The following is a 22,316-nucleotide window of genomic DNA, read 5'->3' on the forward strand; positions in this document are numbered from 1 at the left end:
CTGCCTCCAAGTTAGTGCGTGGCCTCAGTCTATGAAGCGCGCGAAACGGGGAGGAATCGGTTGGATCGAACCTACGAAGCGTCCGCCGGGGTGGTGTCGGGCGATTGCGCCGCCTCTACAAAGGCGTCCGCGATCTTCTGTGCAGTCTGTGCAATCTGCCAGGGGCGCGCTCCGAGGGTCGCGAGTGCTGCGGAGATCTCTTCCGGAGTCTCACCGGGAAGATCCCACGCGACGCGACGCAGGTACTCGGGCGTGAGCAGGTTCTCGGTGGGCATCCCCAGTTCTTCGGCAACCGCTTCGACGACCGGACGCGCGGCCTTCAGGCGGGCATCGGCTTCCGGATTCCGGTCCGCCCAGGCACGCGGGGGCGGAAGGGTGTCACTCGGCACGCGCTCGCGGGGCAGATCCTCCGATGCGCGGCCGTCGACGATCGCCTGCCACCAGCGGTCGAGCTGGCTGCGGCTGGCGCGGCCCTGGAACTCCTTGACTCCGGCGAGCGCCTGCTTCGACGTCGGATTCGCCATGACAGCCGCGACCAGCGAGCGGTCGGGCACGAGCCTGCCGGGAGAGACGTCCTGAGCCTGCGCGTAGGCCTCTCGGGCCTGCCAGAGGGAGCGGGCCACGGCGAGATTGCGGGAGCCGCGCACCTGGTGCAGTCCACTGAGTCGACGCCACGGATCCTCGCGCGGCGGCTTCGGAGCCCGGGCGAGGGTCGCGGCGAACTCCTCGGCGGCGAAAGCGGTCTTGCCCTGCTCCTCGAGCTCCTGGACGAGGACGTCTCGGACATCGATCAGGTGGAGCACGTCGAGAGCCGCGTACTCGAGCCACGAGTCCGGCAGCGGACGCGTCGACCAGTCGGATGCCGAATGCTCCTTCTTGAGGACGATGCCCAACGTGTCCTCGACGACCGCGCCGAGTCCGACGCGCTCATGGCCGAGCAGTCGGGAGGCCAGCTCGGTGTCGAAGATCACCGGCGGCTCGAGGTGCAGCTCGCGCAGCGACGGCAGGTCCTGGCTCGCGGCGTGGAGCACCCACTCGACGTCGCCGATCGCCTCCTGGAGCGGGGCGAAGTCGCCGATCGCCGGCGGGTCGAAGAGGAAGACGCCCGCATCGCGGCGGAAGACCTGCACGAGGAAGGCCCGCTGCGAGTAGCGGAAACCGGACGCACGCTCGACGTCCACGGCGACGGGGCCGGTGCCGGCGGCGAGCACGGCGCAAGCCGCGCGGAACTCCTCGGCATCCGAGATCACGGAGTATTCAGTCACGTACAGCCTTTCGCGCGCCGATCACGGCGATGCCCTCGGAGCCGGGCGGAAGCCCCGCCAGCATTCCGACCAGCTCGGCCCATGCTTCGACGTGCGGTCGGAACGGGCCCTCCGGAGTCCAGGACGCCCGCAATTCTATCTGGGCACCGTCGCCTTCGACGGCGAGCCCTCCGAAACCCTTCGACAGAGTCTTCGTCGAGGTGCCCGATGCCGAGTGATAGACGGCATCGCGCGAGTCGAGTGCATCGACCAGCCAGGACCACGTCACGTCGGCCAGAAGAGGGTCGGTGCCGATCTCGGTCTCGAGCGGCGCCTGCGCGAAGATGACGATGCGCCACGATCCTCCCCACGCGCCCGGCTCGTCGGGATCGTGCAGCAGCACGAATCGGCCGGTGCCGTAAACGGACTCCCCGTGGTCCTCCGGCCGGACGTCCGCGGCGAGCGCGAGGGCGAACGGAGCGAGGCCCTGGGGGGTGGCGATCTCGCGCACCGTGATGTCATCGCGGAACGTGGTCTCGCGCAGCTCAGCCACAGCGCTGTCGAAGGGTGTCCCGGCTTCGGGGTGTGCGGTCACGGCAACAGGCTAGAGTCAGGAAGCGATGAAGAGTCTCAGGCACGCCGTTACGCTCCTTGTCCCTGCCCTGCTCGCCTTCGGAGCGGCGTTCGCATTTCTCGTGTTCGCCGTCGCCCGGCGGGTGGTCACGCCCATGCGCCGCCCGACGGACACCGAGATCCTGGCCGTCGACACGGGAGCCCAGACGATCGAGCTGCAGCGCACCCTCGATACCGAGCTGCCCGGCCGGTACGGACTCTTCACCACCGGCACCTATGGCTACGTCAAGCTCGGCGCCGTGCTCAGTGCCGACGGCAAGAGAGTGCGCCGCAAGCTGCTCACGCAGATCGAGCCGGGTTCCCGGGTGGACCGCGCAGCCTCGTTCAGCGGGTACTACTACTCGTCGCCCAGTGAGCTTCATCTGCGCTGGGAGAACGTACTGATCGGTTCTCCTGCGGGCCCCTGCCCCGCGTGGTACTTCCCTGCGTCGTCATCGACCTGGGTGATCCAGGTGCACGGGCGCGGTGCCACGCGTGCGGAGTGCCTGCGGGCCGTGCCGGTGCTGCACGCGGCCGGTCTGCCCAACCTCGTGGTGTCGTACCGCAATGACGGCGAGGCGCCCCGCACCCGGGCCGGCGCCTACGCGCTGGGCGCATCGGAATGGCGGGATGTCGATGCCGCGATCGCCTACGCGCTCCGACACGGCGCGGAGCGCGTGATCCTGATGGGGTGGTCGATGGGCGGCGCCGTTTCGCTGCAGGCCGCAGTCACCTCCGGGCATCGCGACCGCATCGCGGGGATCATCCTCGAGTCCCCTGTCGTCGACTGGCGGACTGTGCTGCGCTTCCAAGCTCGGATGGCCGGAGTGCGCGCACCGTTGCCGACCCTCGCGATGGGCGCCCTGCAATCTCCGCTCACCGCACGCCTGAGCGGAGCTGATGAGCCGATCCTGTTCGATCGCCTGGACATGGTCGCCCGCGCCGATGAGTTGACCGCACCGATCCTCATCCTGCACAGCGACGACGACGGCTTCGTTCCCGCCGACTCCTCGCACGCGCTGCAGGAGGCACGCCCCGACCTCGTCACGATGCCGAGGTTCACCGTCGCGCGGCACACCAAGCTCTGGAACTACGACGAGACCGGGTGGAGCACGGCGATCACCGACTGGCTGGATGCACAGGGGCTCAGCGCTTCTGAATGACCTGGTTCTTCGCGCGCATGAGCATTCCCGTCATGCCGCCGATCCGCAACGGGGAGACCGCCTTGGTCAGACCGATCGACTGCGGGTAGTCGTTCGGGATCGCCAGCACCTCGTCGGCGGTGAGTCCGGTGAGGCCCTGCACCAGGATGCTCGCGAAACCGCGCGTGGTCGGAGCCTCCGGCGGAGCCGTGGCGTGCATCGTGACGATGTCGTCGTCCACCTCCACGTGGATGTACACGGGGGACTGGCACTCCGCGACCCGCTCGTACATCTCGGGGTGGGCGGCGACCTCGTCGGACACGTCGGGGAGCTCGTCCGAGTATTCGAGCAGCAGCAGGAGCCGATCGGACTCCGGGGTCTCCAGGAAACCGTCTCGGATCTCGGCCAGTGCCTCAGGAACTTCGCTCGCGCTCATCCCTGTCATTGTCCCACGTTCAGATGGATCCCGGCTCGGCGCCGGTGACGATCGGCACCCGAACGGCGCTGCCCCACTCCGTCCAGGAACCGTCGTAGTTGCGCACGTTCTCGAAGCCGAGCAGGTGCTTGAGCACGAACCAGGTGTGGCTCGAGCGCTCACCGATGCGGCAGTATGCGACGACGTCAACGCCGTCGTTGAGACCGGCGCCCTCGCGGTAGATGGCGTCGAGCTCGGCGCGGCTGCGGAATCCGCCGTCCTCGGCCACGGCCTTCGCCCACGGCACGCTCTGCGCCGTGGGGATGTGACCGGCGCGCAGCGCCCCCTCCTCGGGGTAGGCGGGAGCCGTGGTGCGCTCTCCGCTGTATTCCTCGGGCGAGCGCACGTCGATCAGCGGGTTGCCGATGTGCGCGAGCACATCCTCCTTGTAGGCGCGGATGACGGAGTCGTCGCGCTCCACGACGGGGTACTCGGTCGCCGGGCGGTTCGCGGGCTCGCGGGTCAGCTCGCGACCCTCGGCGATCCAGCGGTCGCGGCCGCCGTCGAGCAGACGGACGTCTTCGTGGCCGAAGAGCGAGAAGACCCACAGTGCGTACGCAGCCCACCAGTTGTTCTTGTCGCCGTAGATGACGACGGTGTCGTCACGCGAGATGCCCTTGCGGCTCAGCAGCTCGGCGAAGCCTTCGCCGTCGACGTAGTCCCGCACGACGGGATCGTTGAGCTCCGTGTGCCAGTCGACCTTCACCGCGCCGGGGATGTGGCCGGTCTCGTACAGCAGCACGTCCTCATCGGACTCGACCACCACGAGCCCCGGCGTTCCCAGCCGTTCGGCGAGCCACTGGGTGGTGACGAGTCGGCCGGGCTCGGCGTACTCGGCGAACTTGGGGGAGGAGGAATCGAACTCGATGGCCATGGGGTCTCCGAAGCGTTGAGCGGACGAGGGTGCGGGTGCAGACGGCGTAGTGTTGATCCGTCCCTTCGACGATAGATCCCCGCCGAGCACCCTGCGCCCGATTCGTAAGACTTCGACACAGGCGAGCACCCGATTCAGGACTGTGATGACCGACCCGACCAGCCGCACCGGAATCGTGCACCTCACCGATCGTCAGCCGACGGTCACCGGACCGGAGATGCTCGCGAGCCTGGTGCCGCCGCCCCAGTTCGACACGGCGACGTTCGACAGCTACCGGGCCGATGCCGCCTATCCGTCCCAGGAGGAGGCCAAGGAGACGCTGATGCGTTTCTCCGGTCGGGGAGCCCCGGTCAAGCGCGGCGGATTCTTCAGCCGCGCGAAGAAGGAACCCGAGCTCAAGCCGGGCGTCTACCTGGACGGCGGTTTCGGAGTCGGCAAGACCCACCTGCTCGCATCCATCTATCACGCGATGCCGGCACGTCGGAAATACTTCGGCTCGTTCATCGAGTACACCGCACTGGTCGGGGCGCTCGGCTACAAGAACACGGTCGACCTGCTCAAGGGCGCCGACCTCCTCTGCATCGACGAGTTCGAGCTCGACGATCCGGGCGACACGATGGTGATGACCCGGCTGATCGGCGAACTCGTGCCGACGGGGACGCGCCTCGCCGCCACCTCCAACACCCCGCCGAACGCCCTCGGTGAGGGCCGCTTCGCGGCGCAGGACTTCCTCCGCGAGATCCACGCCATGTCCGACAGCTTCCAGACGCTGCGCATCGATGGGGTCGACTTCCGTCAGCGCGCGCTCGACGGGCACGCCGTGGTGCTCGACGATGACGCTTACGAGGCCGCATCGGCCGCAGCCGCTCAGGGGAGCGCAGCCTCGGACGATCGGTTCGACGACCTGATCCGCCACCTGGCCCAGGTGCACCCGTCGCGCTACATCCGTCTCATCGAGGGACTCGGCCAGGTCGGGTTGCGCGGCGTGCGTCAGCTCACGGACCAGTCCGAGGCTCTGCGGTTCGTCGCTTTCGTGGACCGCGTATACGACGCCCAGATACCGATCATCGCGACCGGCCTGGGACTCGACTCGGTGTTCTCCGACGAGATGCTCGCCGGCGGATACCGCAAGAAGTACCTGCGAGCGGTCTCTCGGCTCAACGCCCTGACGCATTCTGCGTAACCCCTAAGGCCCGCGTAACGCGATGTTCACACCCGGGGCAGCCCTGTAACAGCGGGGAAACAAACCTCACGCATGCGCGAAACGGCGCGTCGTCACACTGAAGCTCTCAATTACTTCGGATGTGAGGTTTTCCTATGGATGCTCCCGGCAACATCTCGTGGGCGATCACCGCGACAGCGCTGGTCCTGCTCATGACGCCCGGCGTCGCCTTCTTCTACGGCGGTCTCGTCAAGGCGAAGAGCGTCGTCAGCATGATGATGATGAGCTTCGGCTCGATCGGTCTTGTCGCCGTGCTGTGGATTCTCTTCGGCTTCTCGATGAGCGCCGTCGACAGCCCGACCGCCTTCGCCGGCAACCCGTTCGCCGACTTCGGGCTCTCCAGCCTGGCGTCCGGTGAGGGCTCGAACGTCGCTCTCCTCGGCGTCGCCTACGGTGCGACCTTCGCGATCATCACCGTCGCGCTGATCTCCGGCGCGATCGCGGACCGCGCCAAGTTCGGCAGCTGGCTGATCTTCGCCGGAATCTTTGCCACGGTCGGCTACTTCCCGGTCGCCGCGTGGGTCTGGGGTGGCGGTTGGATCATGAACCTCGGCACCACGCTCTTCGGTGAGGACAGCGGGATCGGCGTCATCGACTATGCCGGCGGTACCGCGGTGCACATCAACGCGGGTGCGGCCGCCCTCGCCCTTGCGCTGGTCCTGGGCAAGCGCATCGGCTTCCAGAAGGGCATCCTCAAGCCGCACAACGTGCCGCTGACGCTGCTCGGCGCCGCACTGCTGTGGTTCGGCTGGTTCGGCTTCAACGCCGGTGCGGAGTGGCTCGCGGAGGACATGGGCGGCGTCGGACTCATCGGCCTGAACACCCTCGGAGCCACGGCTGCAGCGATCCTCGGCTGGATCCTGGTGGAGAAGATCAAGGACGGCAAGCCCACCTCGGTCGGCGCTGCTTCCGGTGCGGTCGCGGGTCTCGTTGCCATCACCCCGGCGTGTGCCAACCTGACGCCCGGCTGGGCACTGCTGCTCGGCGCCCTCGCCGGTGTGGTCTGCGCCCTCGCGATCGAACTGAAGTTCCGTCTCGGCTTCGACGACTCGCTCGACGTGGTCGGCATCCACCTCGTCGGCGGACTCATCGGCACCCTGTACCTCGGCTTCTTCGCCAGCGAGACCGGCCTGTTCGTCGGTGGCGACGCCCGTCAGCTCGCGGTGCAGGTCATCGCGGCGCTCGGTGTCCTGATCTACTCCTTCGTGGTCGCCTTCATCATCGGCTTCGCGATCGAGAAGACGATCGGATTCCGTGTCACGAACGAGGACGAGATCGCCGGTGTCGACCAGGTCGTGCACGGCGAGGAGGGCTACGCACTCGCCGACGCATGATCTGCGGTTAGGGTGACCGTGTGAGCAAGACCAACGGCATCCTGACAGCACTCGTGGACATCCTGCTCAAGACAGTGGGGTCCGGCCGGGCGTCTCGGACGACAGATCCGAGACGCCCGGACGCGCGTCTGCGCACAGCGCAGGAGCGAACCGGAACCGGGACCTCGTCGGGGCCGGCGCAGGAGCGTGGCACCGCGACCGTGCGCATCGATCCCAGCCGGATCCGCGACCTCCAGGTCGCGTATTCCCCCCAGCGGGACGGAGCTCCGGATGCGGGCGAGATCGTCTGGACCTGGGTCCCGTACGAGGAGAACGACGGACGCGGCAAAGATCGCCCCGTTCTCGTGATCGGACGCGAATCGGCGGACCGCGTGTATGCCGTGCGCATGACGAGCAAGCCGCATGACGGCGATCGCGACTACCTGTCGATCGGCACGGGTGCGTGGGATTCGCAGGGGCGTGAGTCGTGGGTCGACGTCGAGCAGCTGTACAGCGTGCACGAGCGAGGACTGCGGCGGGAGGCCGCCGTCCTCGACAAGCGCCGTTACGACCGGGTCGGAGCCGCTCTCACGCGGCTGTACGGGTGGTCTGTCGCGGGGTGAGAGCGGGGAATGCCTGGAGGACCATCTCGACGAGCTCGGACAGCGGTCGAGTCAGGGGGTCTGTCGCAGGGAGACCCGTGTCGAGCTCGATCTCGTCGATCGCTCCGGCCAGCTGATCCGCGGAGAGGTTCTCGTGGTTCACGGTCACCCCGATCACGCGGGTGTCGGCGAAGGCCTCGATCAGAGCGATCTCGCTCGTGACGGTCGGCATCGCGACCATCGGGAAGTCGCCCAGGACCGTGCGACCAGGTGCATGCTGCACGATCACTCCCTCGGGCTGGCTGCCGCGGAGGATGTGCGCCGAAGTAATGTAGGCCGGGTGGCTGAGCGCGCCCTGGCCTTCGACGATGATCACGTCGGGGTGCTCGCCCTCGAACGCGGCGACCACCTGGTTCTCGACCTCGCCCGAGCAGAACTGCGGCACGAGTGCGTCGAGCGCGACGCCGTAGCGACCGCCCTGGATGATCGTGGTCTGTCCGGTGCCGACCATGACGGCATGGATGCCGCGCTCATTGAGCGCACGGACGAGGATCGTGGCCGTCGTGCGCTTGCCGATCGCGCCGTCGGTACCGAGGATCGTGATGCGCGGGCAGGTCACGTCGAAGATGCGCCCGGAGAAGAGGTGCAGATCCTTCTTGTCCTTGGGGCGGCGGATGTCGGTGATGGTCACCCCGGCGAGCAGGGCGGCGGCGACGAACTCCGCGTCGTCCGTGAGGAACTCGTGGAGCCCGTTGATGATGTGCATGCCACGGGCGATGCCGTCGAGCAGCACGGTGCGCTGGTCGGCCGAGAGCAGCCCGTCGGCGGGAGCGACTCCGCAGATCAGGTAGTCCGGGACGTGGCCGGCGTGCGCGATCGCCGTGGCGAGGCCGCCGAGGATCGGGATGCCGTTCGCGGTGCCGTCCAACAGCATCCCGGCGTCTGCGCCGGCGTGCGTGCTGTCGATGACGCTGAGGATCTCGTACTTCTCGGAGTGGCGGACGAGTCCGTTCGCGGTCTTGCCGTCCTGCTCACCGAACTGGCCTTCGCAGTACACGATCGCCGTGGTGCCGACCGGGAGCGCGATGGGCTCCGCCCAGGCGTGCGCGGGGTCGATGGAAGAGGGAACTGACGGGGTGGGCATGACGCTCCTCGGTCTCACACAGAGGAGGCGACGGAGAACGAAATGACCCAGAAGGCCCGTTGGTCGACGAGAAGTCTTCCCTGATGCCGGCAAGATGCCGACACCCTCACCGTAGCAGTGCTCGCTGGGACTGGGCCGTTGGTCGTCGCGGCCCCTCGCAGAGCGGGGTCAGGTGCTCTGAAAGGTCAGTACCCGGTCGATGTCGACATCCGGCTTCTTCTCGCCCGCCGCCACTTCGAAGTCCAGGTGGTTCTGGCTCGGCGGGAGGGGGCAGGTGACAAAGTTCGTGAACGCACAGGGGAGCGCGGTCAGATAGTTGAAGTCGATGTGGTCGATCTCCTGACCCGCCTCGTCCGCGAACTGCAGCTCGACGACCCGTCCGGCACCGTACGTCGTCTTCCCGCTCGTCATGTCGCGGATGTGCGCGACGGGTTGCACGCCGTACGCGGCATCCTTGCCGATCAGTGCGAGCTCATACGTGCGGCCGCCGTGCTCGAACGCCAGCGTCCCGATGCGCGCCGTGGTCTCGCGGACCCCGGTCTCGACCGTGACCTGCTCGACGTCCTCCCGCACGGCGGGCGTGAAGCGGGCGGGGATGCGCCAGGCCGGGTCGTAGTCGTATGCGGCGAGGCCGGAGAAGTCCTTGCGTGCGGATTCGCGGGGGTCCCGCACCCGCACCGCGAAGATGCGGTCGCCATCGTCGGTCGTGCGCGGGATGGTCTCGACCTCGCTCACCCCGGAGTAGACGGGGACGCTGCGCCCGTGGCCGTAGGTCTGGTTGCGCCCGGGCACGATCTCGACGGTGCCGGTGGGGTACTCGCCGTCGACCGCGAGGTTCGGACCGTCGGTCGGCGGCGTGTACAGGACCTTGCCGTCCGACACGCCCCATGTGCCGGGAAGACCGTCGAGGACGAGGCCGTCGTCGCCGTCGCGGAGCCAGTGCTGAGCGACCAGCGCCGTCCAGCCGTACGGGCGCGCGAGCTCCGAGACGCGGGTATGACGCCACTCGCGCCACTGGCCTTCCAAATGCTCCTTCGCGGGCATGACTACCGTCCTTCTTCCTGGGAGTGGGTCGCGTTGTCGGCGGACGACGCCGCGCGTTCCGCCGTGCGGTGGATGAATGCGCAGACCTGTTCGAACGAGTCGGCGCCGGCGATGGCGATGCCGCGTGGCGTGCCGCCGTTCGAATAGCGCACGCCGGAGACCGGGTGCAGACGTTCGATGTCGGTGCTGGGGAGGTGAGGGAGCGCAATGCCGTGCCCGGCCTCCTCGTAGTCGAGGTGCAGGCGTTCCGCGGCATGCCCGTGTCTCGCCAGCGTGTCGAGCACGATGCGCGATGCCATGCTGGACGGCCACGCGCGATCGTCGAGCCCGGAGACGCATGCGACGGGGCCGGTAAACCGTTCGATCGGGATGCGTGACGCACGGGCGAGGGCGCGATCGTGGAGGCCATCGATGTACACGTCGCGGTGGCGTGTCGGTGCGGGCTCGTCGTTCCAGGGGTGCCAGGTCACGCCGGTGTTGTCGTGCCACAGATGCTCGAGCGGTTCGCCATCGCGCGTCCAGGTCGGGCCGTTCCATCCTTCGGTGGGGTCGGCGGCACCCTGCGCTCCGAAGGCGAACGCTGCGGGGACGAAGGCGGCGACCCCGAGGACGAGGTCGGGATAGGTCGCGGCCAGCAGCAGGGACAGTTCGCCACCGCGGGACTGCCCGCTCACGATCGGGCGCCCGCCGATCGGTGAGAGCTCGGAGACGACATACCGGAGGGCGCGCTCGAAGTACTCCAGCGGCGTGCGGGAGATGTGGTCGGGCAGACCGGGTGCCCGGAAGTATCCGAGCGCGAGCGCTTGTATGCCGTGGGAAGCATACTGCGCGGCGCGAGCCTCGTTGATGCTCCCGCCGGAACCGTTGAGCACGATCACGGTGGGAAGAGGACCGTCGTGCGGCGGGCGGAACAGCGTGCCGACGAGCCCGCCCGTGCGCACCTCGGCTCTCTCGACGCCGTCACCGCTGAGGCGCTGGGTCACCTCGATTGCGATCTCTGCGGCGCCGGCACCGTCGCCGGGTTGATCGAGGTATCCGGTCCCCGGTTCGGCCCAGGCGGTGAGGACGGTCGACAGGGGACGCGCGACGTCGATGGGCTCAGCGGATCCCGTCGTGCCCTCCTCGCGGCGCTGCGACCAGAACAGGCCCATCGAGTCCGCCACGCGGTAGTCGCCGGACACCGGAGCCTGCGTCCCGAGGTCGATCTCCCCGACGTCGTCGGCGAGGAAGGTCGCCTGGGCCGCCCAATCGCCACCGTCGCGCGCCGTGACCGCGCGCACGGTGACCAGAGATCCCGGCACTGCGCCGCTGATGCGGATCTCTCGTCGTTCCGTCAGGAGGCCGATCTGCGGAATCACGCTGAGCGTCAAGGATGCAAGGGCGCTCATGTACCGGGTGCTTCCGACGTTCGTGCGCGCAGCCAGGATGCTGCCTCTTCGGAGACGCGGATCGCGTCTGGAAGGTCTGCCGGGTTGCTCGCGAGCGCATCGAAGCGCGCGGGGAGGTGGCCGCCGGCGCCGCGCCACTCGCGATCCAGTGCGGCCGTGCCCTGCGCGATGTCGGCGCCTCCCGCACGAGCGGGGTCGAACGCGATGAGGACCGCGCCTCTGCTGGACGGGGCAGCGGGGTCGGTGACCCGCCCGCCGACGGCGACACCGGCCAGGAGCTCGACCACGAGTCCGGTGAGCGACCCGACGAGGCCCGCGGGGAGGAGAGCGGCGGCGGCGGCGGGATCCGTGGTGGGCTCACCGGCCGCGTCGACTGCACTGCCCTCCGGGAGGGACACGCCGGCGCCGCGAGCCTCGCGGACCGCAGCGAGCGTGAGCGTCGACGTGGCGTAGTCGACCACGAGCGGGGGAGCATCGGCACGGGGAACTCCGACGGCCAGCGGATTCGTGCCGATTGCGGCGGCTTGTCCGCCCCACGGTGCGACCGTCGCCGGTGACTGCGCGGCGAGCAGGGCGACAGCGCCGCGCGTGGCGAGCGCGCGGGCAGCGAGTCCGAGGATGCCGAGGCCGCCGGCACCGCGGATGCCGACGATGGCGAGTCCGTGAGCCGTGACGTTCCTCGCGGCATGCCGCACGGCCGAGGCGAGTGCGACCACTCCGAGCACGCCGGTCGCGTCGACGGACACGATCGCGGCGTCGTCGATGCGCGTGGGCGCGGCGGGTGCCGACGCGGATTCGACCTCTTCGAGCCGCTCGAGGTCGCGCGCCAGCATCCGGATGCCGAACTCGGGAAGGCCGAGCAGCTCAGCCTGGATCAGCCAGAACGCCGCCAGCTCGATATCGGCCGGATCGCTGTGCGGCGCCGCAGCCCGGAGCACCGCGCGCAGGTCCGTGAGCGTCTCCTGAGCATCGAGGTTCATCGTGTGCGTCCCGCCGTTCAGTACTTGACCCACGGCACGACGCGCCGCTCGAGCAGAGCCCAGAGCGCGGTCGCGCCGTAGCCGAGCACGGAGATCGTGACGATGCCGACGTACATCTTCGACACGGCGAACGTCCCCCACGAACTCCAGATCATGTAGCCCAGCCCGCTGTTCGCACCGACGAACTCCGAGGCCGCGATGATCACGAAAGCTCCACCCGTGGCGAGTTTGATGCCGGTGAAGATCGACGGCAGCGCATAGGGGAACGAGACGGTCATCCACCGCTGCAGCCGCGTCGCGCCGTTGGCGTTGGCGACGTCGTTCAGCAGCGGCGGCGTCTGCATCACACCACCCAGCGTGTTGAAGAGCAGATAGAAGAACACACCGATCGCGACGATCACGTACTTGCTCGTCTCCCCGAGGCCGAAGATCAGCAGCAGCAACGGGAAGATCGCGACCTTCGGTACCGGCAGCAGAGCCGAGAAGATCGGATCGAGGAGCAGTCGCAGCGTGCGCACCGAACCCAGCAGGATGCCGAGGATGATGCCGGGCACCGCGCCCAGCACGAAGCCCACGGCGATGCGCGACAGCGTGATCCCGATGTTCTCCAGCAGGACTCCCGAGGCCAGCAGCTCGAAGAACGTCTCGATGATGGAGGTCGGCGCGGGGAAGAAGCGCGAATCGAGGAGCCCGGTACGGCTCGCGATCTCCCAGACGAGGAGGATCAGCAGCGGTGTGTACGGGCCGAGCCTGCGCACCCACACGGATCCGCGTTCGGCCTGCACCGCCTCCTTCAGCTGCGCCTCGATCTTCGGGTCGGCGATCGTCGTCATGACGCCAGCTCCTGTTCCGTCGAGTTCTCCAGCAGCGACCACAGCCGCGCCGTGATCTCGCCGTAGCGGGGGTCGCGGCGAAGACCGGCGATGTCACGCGGCCGACCGAACGGCACCTCGATGTCGTCGATGATGCGTCCGGGGCGATGAGACATCACGACGACGCGGTCGGCGAGCATCAGCGCCTCGTCGACGCTGTGGGTGATGAACATCACGGACTTCGACGTGCGCTCCCAGATCTGCAGCAGCTCCTGCTGCAGCGTCACCCTGGTCTGCTCGTCGAGTGCTCCGAAGGGCTCGTCCATGAGCAGCAGGTCGCCGTCATCAGCGAGCGCGCGGGCCACCGAGGTGCGCTGGCGCATCCCACCGGAGATCTGCGCCGGGTAGAACCCGCCGAACTCGGAGAGCCCGACGAGGTCGAGCAGCTGATCGACCCGCTCGGTGCGCTGTACACGAGAGAGACCGCGCAGTTTGAGCGGGTACCCGATGTTCTGGGCGACGGTCAGCCAGGGGAACACGCCGTGCTCCTGGAACACCACCGACGGACGGCTCGAGGTCTCGATCGTGCCGAGACTCGGCTTCTCGAGGCCCGCCGCGAGCCGGAGCAGAGTGCTCTTCCCGCAACCGGACGGGCCCAGCACGCAGACGAACTCGTTGTCGGCGATCTCCAGGTCGATGTCCTGGAGGGCGACGAGAAGCTCGTCCTTGCGGTCGGCGTTCGCGTAGGCCTTCCAGAGTCCCTGGACGCGGAGGCCGCTCATTTCTTCGACGAGGCGAGGTCGCCGCTCTCCTGCAGGGCGATCGCGTCCTTCAGGATGTCTGCGCGGTAGATGTCCTCGATGCCGGAGTCGCCGTCGAACTCGAGCGCATCGCGGTCCCGGAAGAACTGCTCCTGCCGGGCGACGTCCTCCCAGTCGATGGCGCCGCTCGGGTCCTGCGTGGTGAGCGCGATGGAGGTCAGCGTCTCGACCGGCAGATCGGTGTACTCGGCGATGATCTCCTGGGTGGCGGGGTCGTCCCAGCCGCCGTCCTCGAGTTCGTTGACCGCCTTGAGGTAGGCCGCGGTGAACGCGGTGACCGCAGCGGGGTGCTTCTCGACGTACTCGGTGTTGAAGACCATCGCGCCCAGCTCGACGCCCGCTTGGTAGTCGATGGGCAGCAGCTCGTGCGCGATGCCCTGCGCGATGACGGCGGACGAGATCGGCTCGATCGACCAGCTCGCATCTACGGAGCCGTTGGCGAGGGCGGCGGGGATGTCGCCGGGGCTGAGGTTCACGAGCTCCACGTCGTCGACGCTCAGACCGGCGGACTCCAGCGCGAGCGCGACGGAGTAGATGCCGAATCCGCCGTCACCGGGGATTCCGATCTTCTTCCCCTTCAGGTCGGCGGCGTCCTCGACGTCGGACGCGTCGGACGCGATCAGGGGCGAGGGGTTGGCGCCCGACTCCGGGATGCGGGACACGCTCGCGATCACCGAGAGCGAGGCTCCCGCCTTGGTGGCGTTGAACAGACCGGCACCCCAGGTCGCGCCGCCGGCGGTGATGTTGCCGGTGCTGACCTGCTGGTACGTCTCGCCCGAGCTGCCGCCCTTCGCGACGAGCTCGACGTCGAGACCGGCGTCCTCGAAGTACCCGTTCTCCTCGGCGAGGAAGAAGGGCGCGTAGTCCGCGTACGGCGAGTAGAGGAAGGTGATCTTGGGGGCGTCCTCCGCGGTCTCGGTCGCTTCTCCCGACCCGGACGAGCCGCAGGCGGTGACCAGGAGTGCGCTGGCGAGGACGAGAGCGGTACCCGCGAGGGCGCGGCGACGAGAGGTCATGATCTTGCTCCAGGGGGTTCGGGTGGGGTGCACGGGAAGCACCTGGTCTCGAATCTATCGATTCGATGTGCTTCGGTTTTCCCTCCGTCGTCATATTCCGACACCGACGCGGCGGCGGGGAGGCAATCCGATCCGGTACGGGCTTCGAACCAGTGATGAGTCGCATCCAGCGGCGACATACAAGGAGGAATCATGCGTTTCATCCCCACCAAGGTCCACGGAGCCCTCGACTACATCGTCGGCATCGCGCTGATCGCCGCGCCCTGGCTGTTCGGCTTCGCGAGCATGGGCGGAGCGGCGGTCATCATCCCGATCGTCCTCGGCGTCGGGCTGATCGTGTACAGCCTGTTCACGAAGTACGAATGGGGTCCCTTCGGCGTCATCCCGATGCCGGTCCACCTCGTGTTCGACATCGTCGCCAGCCTGTTCCTGGCCCTTTCTCCGTGGATCTTCGGTTTCGCGGGCGAGGCGCTCAATGTCTGGCTCCCGCACGTCGTCGTGGGTGCCGCCGTGATCGTCGTCGTGATCTTCTCGCAGCCGCAGCCCGCGAACGCTCGGGGCCGCGTCGCGACCGCCTGATCGACTCCCGGACGCGATGCCGGGCGACTGGACTTCCCGAAGCGGTCGCCCGGCATCGTCATGCGTGCCTACGGGAGCTCGTCGGTGCCCTGCAGCGAGCGGCTCAGCCAGCGCGCATAGAGCGTCCACGGGTCGCCCTCGCATCGGAGCGCGGCGACATGCGCCCGCAACTCCGCAGTGAGGGTGAACCACTCACCGCCCTCGCGTATCGCGGCGAACTCGCGGTGGCGCTGCTGCTCGACGGAGCGGTCGCCGCGTTCGAACGCGAGCAGCTCCTGGTGCCGGATGCTCGCGAGGCGCTGTCGGGGACGTCTGCTGGTGCCGATCTTCACCCGGTCGTCGTACCGGATGTAGTAGACGACATCGACGCGGGGGAGAGGGAGGTCGGGGTCGGGGGCATCACCGTAGCGCCACCCGCAATCGGCACAGCACCAGGCGCCCTCGGTCCGCACCCCCTGCATGCTGCCGCAGAGCGCACAGGGGCTCGGGAGGGCGCGTTTCGTCGGCACCGAAGCAGACTACGCGCGCCCTCCGACACCCGGACCGGCCTCAGCCGGCGTGCACGAGGATCTTCGCCCCCGCACCGCCGCGCAGCGCGTGGATCGCGTCGACGACGTTCTCGAGTGGGGTCTCCTGCACCCAGCCGGTCGTGTCGTAGACGCCACGGGACATGGCCTCGATCACGGCGTCGAAGTCCTCGGGAAGATAAGCGAGTGCGCCCGCGATCTCGGTCTCGGCCATCACGAGCTGCGTGGGCAGGAAGTCCATCGTGCGCTCGTGGATGGCGACCACCACCACGCGGCCGCCGGGGACCAGGCTGGCCAGTGACGAACTGATGGCTGCGCCCACTCCCGCCGCATCGAAGGCGACGTCGACGCCTTCGCCGTCTGTGAGGGAGGCGACGGCGGCGGCGAGATCCTCATTCACCGGGTCGACCACGGTGGCGCCGAGGGCTGCGATGATCGCGCGACGCTCCGCACTGGGCTCCGAGACGAGCACACGCTCGACGCCGCGGGCCCGCAGGGCGAACCACACGCCGATGCCGATCGGTCCGGCGCCAGCGATGAGCGCGGTACCGCCCGACTCGACGCCACTGCGGGAGACCGCATGCCACGCGACCGACATCGGCTCGACGAGGGCGCCCATACGCAGATCGACGTTTTCCGGCAGCACGTGCAGCTTTGTCGCGTCGACGGTCGTGAACTCCGCCATGCCGCCACCGTCGGAGCTGAGCCCGTGGAAGCCGATCTTCTGGCAGGCGTTGAACATGCCGCGACGGCAGGCGGGGCATTCGCCGCAGTAGTAGATGGGCCAGACGGCCACCCGGTCGCCCACCGCGACGCCGGTCACGCCCTCGCCGAGCTCGACGACCGTGCCGGAGAACTCGTGGCCGAGGATCTGGGGCAGTGTCGAACCCGTCACGGGGTGCGGGTGGTCGAGGTCGAGCCCCGCGGCCTCGGGGGAGTAGTAGACGTGGAGGTCGGATCCGCAGATCCCCGCATACGCGTTGCGCAGCTTGACCTGTCCGCGTCCCGGGGTGGGCTCGGGGACCTCTTCGATGCGCAGATCTTCCTTGGCGTGGAACAGTGCGGCCTTCATTGTTTTCTCTCCTTCTCCGGTGGCCGTCATCGCAGCCACCACTCCGGTGACGCCGCGAGGATCAGCCTCACGGCACGGTCGATGTCGTCGTCGTCGCTCCGCAGCCACTCCTCGATCGCGCCCACGGTGCCCGCAGCGGCGTACGCCACGGCGATCCGCATCGCGGACGCGTCCGCCGCGAACACGGGCGGAACGATCTCCGCGTGCAGCTCGGCCCACAGCAGCAGGCCGGAACGGATGGATGCCTCCAGGTTGCTGCGGACGGGGGCGGCAAGCAGGGGCTGCATCGCCCCGCGGTACACCGAAGCCCGTCGTCGGATGTGCTCCAGGAGAGCCCGTTCGCCATCGCCGATGGCATCCGTCTGCGGCAGGATCTCCATGGCGGCATCGATCTCGGCGGAAAGCGCGTCGGCGAGGAGCTGCACCGGACTCTCCGCGTGCCGGTAGAAGGTGTCTCGGGTGACACCCGCCGCCGCGCAGATCGAGGAGACGGTGACTTCGCTGATCGGCATCCGACCGGCGAGGTCGAGCACCGCGTCACGGAGGCTTTCTCGAGAACGTCGCGACCTCGCATCCATGGCAACAGCCTATCTGACAGTTGTCAGATAGGCGCCTCTTCTGCGTCTCGGATCACGCGCCTAGTCTCGAGGGGAGCGGATCTTCGCGTCCGACAGCGACAGTGAAGACCGGTGTAGTGAGGGGAGCGGAGATGGTGAGCAGGTCCTGGCGCGGTCCGATCGCATGGATCGTCGTGTCGGCTGCATCGATCGCCCTTGTGGCGTGTGCACCGACGACGTCCACTCCGTGGCCCTCGAGACTTCCCGATGGCTCGGGACCGGTGTCCGCAGGAACCGAAACCACGATCATCGAGAACCTGGCGGCGCCCTGGTCGATCGCCTTCCACGAGGGAGCGGCACTGATCAGCGAGCGCGACAGCGCCCGGATCGTCGAGGTGTCGGACGACGGCGATGTCCGCGAGGTCGCGGTGGTCGATGGCGTCGAACCGGGTGGCGAAGGCGGCTTGCTCGGAATCGCCGTGCACGAGCGTTATCTCTACGCGTACTCCACCGGCGCGGACGAGAACCGCGTGCAGCGCTTCCCCCTCACCGGGTCGCCCGGCTCCCTCGGCCTCGGCGCGCCGGAGACGATCCTCGACGGCCTGGCCGCTGCGTCGAATCACAACGGCGGTCGTATCGCGTTCGGCCCCGACGGCACGCTGTACGTGACGGTGGGTGACGCGGGGGACCGGGAGAGTGCCCAGGATCCGGGGTCACTGTCGGGCAAGATCCTCCGCATAGCCCCCGACGGCAAGGTCCCGGCGGACAACCCCATCGCGGGATCGCCCGTCTACAGCCTCGGTCACCGCAACCCCCAGGGTCTGGCCTGGGACGAGGGCGGCACGCTGTACGCGAGCGAGTTCGGACAGGACACCTGGGATGAGCTGAACGTCATCGAACCCGGCGAGAACTACGGCTGGCCCGTCGTCGAAGGCATCGCGGATCGCGACGAGTTCATCGACCCGGTGCAGCAGTGGGCGCCGGATGCCGCCAGTCCGAGCGGCATGGCGATCGCGGAAGGCGCGGTGTTCATCGCGAACCTGCGGGGGGAACGGCTGCGCGAAGTGCCGCTGGACGATGTCTCGTCGTATGCGGAGCACTTCACCGAGGCCTACGGACGGCTTCGTGATGTCGTGGTCGCCCCCGACGGTGCGCTGTGGGTGCTCACGAACAACACCGACGGTCGCGGCGAACCCGGCGACGGCGACGACCGCGTCATCCGTGTGCCGCTCGAGTAGCCCCGGTCGCGTCCGCGCCCCAGGAAGCGAGGAGTCGGAGTCGTTCGGCGGAGGGTGAGCCGGGCTCAGCGCTGTAGATCAGCATCACCTGGCCCGGTTCGGCCGTGAGCGCGAGCTCTTCGTAGACGAGGGTCAACTCGCCGACGACCGGATGAGTGAAGCGCTTGATGCCCGAACCGTGCGTGCGCACGTTGTGCGCCGCCCAGAGCGTGCGGAATGCCTCACTGCGTGTGGAGAGCTCGCCGACGAGGTCCTGGATGCCCTTGTCGTGCGGGTCGCGGCCCGCCTCGGCGCGGATGACGGCGACACACATCTCGGCGAAGAGGTCCCAATCCGGGTAGAACTCGCGTGCCGCAGGATCGAGGAACTGGAATCGGGCCAGGTTGGGTACCCGGCCGCCATCACCGATCACCGGTGAATAGAAAGCGCGGCCGAGCGCATTCGTGGCGATGAGGTTCTGCCGCTGGTCGCGGACGAACGCCACTGCCTCCGTCACGGAATCCAGTGCCCACTGCAGGCTGGGTCGCGGAGCTCCCGCCTTCGCCGTGCGACGTCGAGCGCGTCCGGAAGAGGGAATGCCGTCTGCGGCGCGAGCGAGGTCCAGCAGGTGCGCATGCTCGGCGTCGTTGAGCTGGAGCGCGCGCGACACCGCCTCCAGGACTGAGGAGGAAGCGCCGGCGATGGCACCGCGTTCGAGCTTGGAGTAGTACTCGACGGAGACTCCGGCGAGGAGCGCGACCTCACTTCGACGCAATCCGTCGACGCGCCGGTTGCTCCCGGCGGTGAGACCGGCTGCCTCCGGGGTCACGCGGGCGCGCCGGGTCATCAGGAACTCGCGGACCTCTGCTCGATTGTCCATCAGGTCAGCGTAGATCCGATGCGCGCGGGAAGGGACGTCCTGAGAGGGCACCTCTCGGTGTCACGGATGCTCCCGTACAGGTACACGCGTGACCTCGGCGAGAGCCGCAAGCAGCGCTTCCTGGAAAGCCGGGTCAGCGGCGGCTGGTGCCGGACGCTGAGTCGTGAGGTGATGCCAGTAGCCGCCAGTGCGCGGGCCGGCCGCATCCTGGGTTGCGAGACGGACTTGCGTGAGATGCCCCTGCTCGAGATCGTCGGAAGCACTCGGACCACCCATGCGGGTCGGAACCCAGCCCGGATCGACGGCGTGGACGGCGGTGTCCGGCCATCGATCCGCCAGGGAGAGGGCGAACGCGGTGACCCACAGCTTGCTGTCGCTGTACGACGCCGTGCCATCGGTCAGTCCGCGCAGGTCGGTGGTGCCGCCACGGTGCATCGAGCTGCTGAGGTAGACGAGTCGGCGGGGAGGGCGTATGAGCATGGTCAGCACGTAGGGGGCGATCGTGTTCACTCGTGCCGCATCCGGCGGCTGCAGTGCGCCCGCGTTGTGCACGACGGCATCGAAGTGCCCGAAGGCGTCGACCTCGAGGGCAAGAGCCCGCGTGGCGTCGAGGTCGGAGAGGTCTGCGGCCACGGCGCCCCGCCAGTCTCCGGAGGGAACGCGGGTCGAGGTGCGGGCATGCACGACGACGTCATGCCCCTGGTCGGAGAGGTCCTGGGCTGTGGCGAGCCCCAGCCCGGTCGACGCTCCGGTCACGAGGATCAGTGCCATCGGCACTCCTTTCGTCTCGGTGGTGCTCTCTCATTCTGCGCAGGGATCGGCGCCACGAGGGATTCTCTGTCGGTACACCCTTCGTCGGGGACTCCCGCTTTTCGGGGGACCGGTGGACGCTGGAATCCATGACACCACCTGTCGCGCTCTCTCGGCGGCTCCTGCCCGCACTGCTTCTGGTCCTGACCGTGTTCGGTCCGATCTCGATGGACCTCTACCTCCCGGCTCTTCCTGCGCTCACTCGCGACCTCGGCTCGGCGACTTCCGTCGCGCAGCTCACGGTCACGGCGTGCCTCATCGGACTCGCGGTCGGACAGCTGACGGCGGGACCGCTGTCGGACCGGCTCGGGCGGCGTCGCGTCCTGCTGGTCGGCATCGCTGCGTACGCGGTGACATCGCTTCTCTGTGCGTTCAGCCCGACGGTCGAGTTCCTGATCGTCGCTCGCCTGATCCAAGGGCTTGCCGGCGGCGTCGGCATCGTCATCGCCAATGCCGCGGGACGCGACGTGTACGCGGGTGGTCAGCTGATCCGCTTCTACGGGCGCCTCACGGTCGTCGGCGGGTTGGCGGCGATCATCGGGCCACTGCTCGGGGGCGTGCTCACGGCTTTCACCGATTGGCGGGGCCTGTTCGTCTTCCTCGCCATCGCCGGTCTCGCGATCCTGGCAGCGACGGTACTCTTCTTCGGAGAGACACTGCCGGTCGAGCAGCGCAGCACGGGAGGCCTCCGCCACACTCTGGACGACTTCCGCACTCTGCTGAGCGACCGGGTCTTCCTGGGAGCCGTCCTGAATCAGGGCTTCCTCTATGCGGCACTGTTCGCCTACCTCGCCGGTGCGACCTTCGTGCTGCAGGACGTCTACGGGCTCACACCGCAGGGGTATGCCGCAGCCTTCGGAGCGAACTCCGCCGGGTTCATGGTGTGCGGGTACCTCGCCGGTCGCGCGGCGGAACGGTGGAGCGTGAGGGGCACTCTCGCGGTCGGAGTCGTCGTCACGTCGGCCGGCGCGCTCGGACTGCTGCTGGCAGGTCTGACACCGCTGCCACTGTGGGCCGTGCTCGCCGCGCTGTTCACACTCGCCAGCGGAGTGGCCGTCGCGTCGCCGCCCGCGACCACCCTCGCGCTCAGCGAGCATCCGCAGTCGGCGGGGACGGCCTCGTCGCTCCTAGGCGTGGCGCGATTCGGGTTCGGCGGCGTCGCGGCACCGTTCGTCGGTCTCGCGGGTGCGTCGAGCATTCTGCCGCTCGGGATCGTGACGACGGTCTCGGCGGCGCTGGGCGGCCTGTCGTACCTCATGCTCGCGCGGGCTCGCCGCGCGGCTGTTCTGCCTGCATCCGGGAGCGAGCTCGCGGCGAGGCACTGATCCGCGCTGCGATCCTCAGCGAGGCCGCGTCCGGGGGAGGGGAGCGGAAGCTGGACGCCGGGCTGTGAAGGTCGGAAGCCCCGCACACCGGGAGGTGTGCGGGGCTTCTCTGGTGGGCGATACCGGACTCGAACCGATGACCTCTTCCGTGTGAAGGAAGCGCGCTACCAACTGCGCCAATCGCCCATACCCGTGGGGTACGTCAACCGATACTACCCGACGCTCAGAGGCCGTACGGACCACTCTGTGAGACACGCGCGAGATTCGCTGCGGGTTTGGCGGAGGGGGAATCTTCGGCTAATGTTTCATGAGTGCCCGGGACAACCGGGAACGAAATGCGGATGTAGCGCAGTTGGTAGCGCACAACCTTGCCAAGGTTGGGGTCGCGAGTTCGAGTCTCGTCATCCGCTCGAGTGCAGAGGGTCTTCTTCGGAAGACTCTTCGCACGTGGGGTCAATCCACACGGTGGCGTGGCCGAGCGGCTAGGCACCGGCCTGCAAAGCCGTTTACACGGGTTCGAATCCCGTCGCCACCTCACGGTAAAACTGAATAGCCCCAACGGGCGCGATTGGCGCAGCGGTAGCGCGCTTCCCTGACACGGAAGAGGTCACTGGTTCGATCCCAGTATCGCGCACAGACAAACCCCCGGTCTTCCGGGGG

General features: G+C 68.4%; 23 protein-coding genes and 4 tRNA genes. 10 read left to right on the forward strand and 17 right to left on the reverse strand.

Features of this window, described 5'->3' with window-relative positions:
- Window positions 1–71: 71 nt before the first annotated feature.
- Together ACIOTO_RS15355 and ACIOTO_RS15360 are read right to left on the reverse strand one after the other, a co-directional pair.
- The gene (locus ACIOTO_RS15355; protein WP_400858487.1) at window positions 72–1,265 is read right to left on the reverse strand and encodes a ribonuclease D; all 1,194 of its coding nucleotides are present in this window, start codon (window positions 1,263–1,265) and stop codon (window positions 72–74) included.
- Entirely contained in the window at window positions 1,258–1,839 is a 582-nt protein-coding gene (locus ACIOTO_RS15360; protein WP_029263278.1) for a DUF3000 family protein, read from the reverse strand. Before ACIOTO_RS15360 ends, ACIOTO_RS15355 begins: the two co-directional genes overlap by 8 nt.
- A 25-nt stretch (window positions 1,840–1,864) precedes the next feature.
- On the opposite strand from ACIOTO_RS15360, the gene ACIOTO_RS15365 reads away from it, so the two are divergent.
- Complete coding sequence (locus ACIOTO_RS15365) at window positions 1,865–3,019, forward strand: alpha/beta hydrolase family protein (protein WP_400858488.1); 1,155 nt, start codon at window positions 1,865–1,867, stop codon at window positions 3,017–3,019.
- On the opposite strand, the gene ACIOTO_RS15370 is transcribed toward ACIOTO_RS15365, so the two are convergent.
- Window positions 3,003–3,434 carry a SufE family protein gene (locus tag ACIOTO_RS15370; protein WP_029263280.1) on the reverse strand — a complete coding sequence of 144 codons (432 nt, stop codon included), beginning with the start codon at window positions 3,432–3,434 and terminating at the stop codon, window positions 3,003–3,005. The genes ACIOTO_RS15365 and ACIOTO_RS15370 overlap by 17 nt on opposite strands.
- Window positions 3,435–3,453: 19 nt before the next feature.
- Window positions 3,454–4,347, reverse strand: coding sequence for a sulfurtransferase (locus ACIOTO_RS15375; RefSeq protein ID WP_400858489.1), 894 nt, complete (start codon window positions 4,345–4,347; stop codon window positions 3,454–3,456).
- A gap of 145 nt (window positions 4,348–4,492) precedes the next feature.
- Between ACIOTO_RS15375 and zapE the strand changes: the two genes are divergently transcribed.
- From zapE to ACIOTO_RS15390, 3 genes are all read left to right on the forward strand, one after another.
- Window positions 4,493–5,530, forward strand: a complete 1,038-nt coding sequence (zapE, locus tag ACIOTO_RS15380) for a cell division protein ZapE (protein ID WP_105710020.1) — start codon at window positions 4,493–4,495, stop codon at window positions 5,528–5,530.
- Between the two features lie 134 nt (window positions 5,531–5,664).
- The gene (locus tag ACIOTO_RS15385) at window positions 5,665–6,903 is read left to right on the forward strand and encodes an ammonium transporter (protein WP_029263283.1); all 1,239 of its coding nucleotides are present in this window, start codon (window positions 5,665–5,667) and stop codon (window positions 6,901–6,903) included.
- Window positions 6,904–6,923: 20 nt separating this feature from the next.
- Entirely contained in the window at window positions 6,924–7,505 is a 582-nt protein-coding gene (locus ACIOTO_RS15390; protein ID WP_400858490.1) for a type II toxin-antitoxin system PemK/MazF family toxin, read from the forward strand.
- Here ACIOTO_RS15390 and ACIOTO_RS15395 read toward each other — a convergent pair.
- The 7 genes from ACIOTO_RS15395 to ACIOTO_RS15425 form a co-directional block, all read right to left on the reverse strand.
- Window positions 7,471–8,628, reverse strand: coding sequence for a DUF1611 domain-containing protein (locus ACIOTO_RS15395; RefSeq protein ID WP_400858491.1), 1,158 nt, complete (start codon window positions 8,626–8,628; stop codon window positions 7,471–7,473). The genes ACIOTO_RS15390 and ACIOTO_RS15395 overlap by 35 nt on opposite strands.
- Before the next feature lie 168 nt (window positions 8,629–8,796).
- Complete coding sequence (locus tag ACIOTO_RS15400; RefSeq protein WP_400858492.1) at window positions 8,797–9,672, reverse strand: DUF1684 domain-containing protein; 876 nt, start codon at window positions 9,670–9,672, stop codon at window positions 8,797–8,799.
- Between the two features lie 2 nt (window positions 9,673–9,674).
- A complete protein-coding gene (locus ACIOTO_RS15405) occupies window positions 9,675–11,060 on the reverse strand; it encodes an acyl-CoA thioester hydrolase/BAAT C-terminal domain-containing protein (RefSeq protein ID WP_400858493.1) in 1,386 nt (461 codons plus the stop codon).
- Complete coding sequence (locus tag ACIOTO_RS15410) at window positions 11,057–12,073, reverse strand: Ldh family oxidoreductase (protein ID WP_400858494.1); 1,017 nt, start codon at window positions 12,071–12,073, stop codon at window positions 11,057–11,059. The genes ACIOTO_RS15405 and ACIOTO_RS15410 overlap by 4 nt, the downstream gene beginning before the upstream one ends.
- On the reverse strand, window positions 12,058–12,873 hold the full coding sequence (locus ACIOTO_RS15415; RefSeq protein ID WP_215066344.1) for an ABC transporter permease: 816 nt from the start codon (window positions 12,871–12,873) through the stop codon (window positions 12,058–12,060). Before ACIOTO_RS15415 ends, ACIOTO_RS15410 begins: the two co-directional genes overlap by 16 nt.
- Window positions 12,870–13,634 carry an ABC transporter ATP-binding protein gene (locus tag ACIOTO_RS15420; RefSeq protein ID WP_091036603.1) on the reverse strand — a complete coding sequence of 255 codons (765 nt, stop codon included), beginning with the start codon at window positions 13,632–13,634 and terminating at the stop codon, window positions 12,870–12,872. The genes ACIOTO_RS15415 and ACIOTO_RS15420 overlap by 4 nt, the downstream gene beginning before the upstream one ends.
- Complete coding sequence (locus ACIOTO_RS15425; protein ID WP_400858495.1) at window positions 13,631–14,689, reverse strand: ABC transporter substrate-binding protein; 1,059 nt, start codon at window positions 14,687–14,689, stop codon at window positions 13,631–13,633. The genes ACIOTO_RS15420 and ACIOTO_RS15425 overlap by 4 nt, the downstream gene beginning before the upstream one ends.
- A 192-nt stretch (window positions 14,690–14,881) precedes the next feature.
- Here ACIOTO_RS15425 and ACIOTO_RS15430 point away from each other — a divergent pair, with 192 nt between their 5' ends.
- On the forward strand, window positions 14,882–15,268 hold the full coding sequence (locus ACIOTO_RS15430; protein WP_262000996.1) for an SPW repeat protein: 387 nt from the start codon (window positions 14,882–14,884) through the stop codon (window positions 15,266–15,268).
- A 68-nt stretch (window positions 15,269–15,336) separates the two neighbouring features.
- Here ACIOTO_RS15430 and ACIOTO_RS15435 read toward each other — a convergent pair whose 3' ends face one another.
- From ACIOTO_RS15435 to ACIOTO_RS15445, 3 genes are read right to left on the reverse strand one after another with little or no spacing between them, the layout of a single operon-like run.
- Complete coding sequence (locus tag ACIOTO_RS15435) at window positions 15,337–15,777, reverse strand: GIY-YIG nuclease family protein (protein WP_400858496.1); 441 nt, start codon at window positions 15,775–15,777, stop codon at window positions 15,337–15,339.
- Between the two features lie 40 nt (window positions 15,778–15,817).
- Window positions 15,818–16,867, reverse strand: coding sequence for a 2,3-butanediol dehydrogenase (locus ACIOTO_RS15440; RefSeq protein ID WP_091036592.1), 1,050 nt, complete (start codon window positions 16,865–16,867; stop codon window positions 15,818–15,820).
- Between the two features lie 26 nt (window positions 16,868–16,893).
- The gene (locus ACIOTO_RS15445) at window positions 16,894–17,445 is read right to left on the reverse strand and encodes a TetR/AcrR family transcriptional regulator (protein WP_400858497.1); all 552 of its coding nucleotides are present in this window, start codon (window positions 17,443–17,445) and stop codon (window positions 16,894–16,896) included.
- Window positions 17,446–17,705: 260 nt separating this feature from the next.
- Between ACIOTO_RS15445 and ACIOTO_RS15450 the strand changes: the two genes are divergently transcribed.
- Window positions 17,706–18,662 (forward strand): PQQ-dependent sugar dehydrogenase, encoded by a 957-nt coding sequence (locus ACIOTO_RS15450; protein WP_400858498.1) that lies wholly within the window; start codon window positions 17,706–17,708, stop codon window positions 18,660–18,662.
- Here ACIOTO_RS15450 and ACIOTO_RS15455 read toward each other — a convergent pair.
- Together ACIOTO_RS15455 and ACIOTO_RS15460 are read right to left on the reverse strand one after the other, a co-directional pair.
- A complete protein-coding gene (locus ACIOTO_RS15455) occupies window positions 18,640–19,521 on the reverse strand; it encodes a helix-turn-helix domain-containing protein (protein WP_029263291.1) in 882 nt (293 codons plus the stop codon). The genes ACIOTO_RS15450 and ACIOTO_RS15455 overlap by 23 nt on opposite strands.
- Before the next feature lie 60 nt (window positions 19,522–19,581).
- Window positions 19,582–20,292, reverse strand: a complete 711-nt coding sequence (locus ACIOTO_RS15460) for an SDR family NAD(P)-dependent oxidoreductase (protein WP_400858499.1) — start codon at window positions 20,290–20,292, stop codon at window positions 19,582–19,584.
- 128 nt (window positions 20,293–20,420) lie between these two features.
- Between ACIOTO_RS15460 and ACIOTO_RS15465 the strand changes: the two genes are divergently transcribed.
- The gene (locus ACIOTO_RS15465) at window positions 20,421–21,656 is read left to right on the forward strand and encodes a multidrug effflux MFS transporter (RefSeq protein ID WP_400858500.1); all 1,236 of its coding nucleotides are present in this window, start codon (window positions 20,421–20,423) and stop codon (window positions 21,654–21,656) included.
- A 110-nt stretch (window positions 21,657–21,766) separates the two neighbouring features.
- On the opposite strand, the gene ACIOTO_RS15470 is transcribed toward ACIOTO_RS15465, so the two are convergent.
- Window positions 21,767–21,842, reverse strand: a tRNA-Val gene (locus tag ACIOTO_RS15470).
- Between the two features lie 151 nt (window positions 21,843–21,993).
- Here ACIOTO_RS15470 and ACIOTO_RS15475 point away from each other — a divergent pair.
- The 3 genes from ACIOTO_RS15475 (at window position 21,994) to ACIOTO_RS15485 (ending at window position 22,290) form a co-directional block, all read left to right on the forward strand.
- A tRNA-Gly gene (locus tag ACIOTO_RS15475) sits at window positions 21,994–22,066 on the forward strand.
- Window positions 22,067–22,120: 54 nt separating this feature from the next.
- Window positions 22,121–22,191 (forward strand) — tRNA-Cys (locus tag ACIOTO_RS15480).
- A 27-nt stretch (window positions 22,192–22,218) separates the two neighbouring features.
- A tRNA-Val gene (locus ACIOTO_RS15485) sits at window positions 22,219–22,290 on the forward strand.
- The last annotated feature ends 26 nt before the right edge of the window (window positions 22,291–22,316 follow it).

Origin of the sequence: Microbacterium sp. NPDC087592 (genome assembly GCF_044743585.1) — a bacterium.
Lineage (GTDB): Bacteria > Actinomycetota > Actinomycetes > Actinomycetales > Microbacteriaceae > Microbacterium.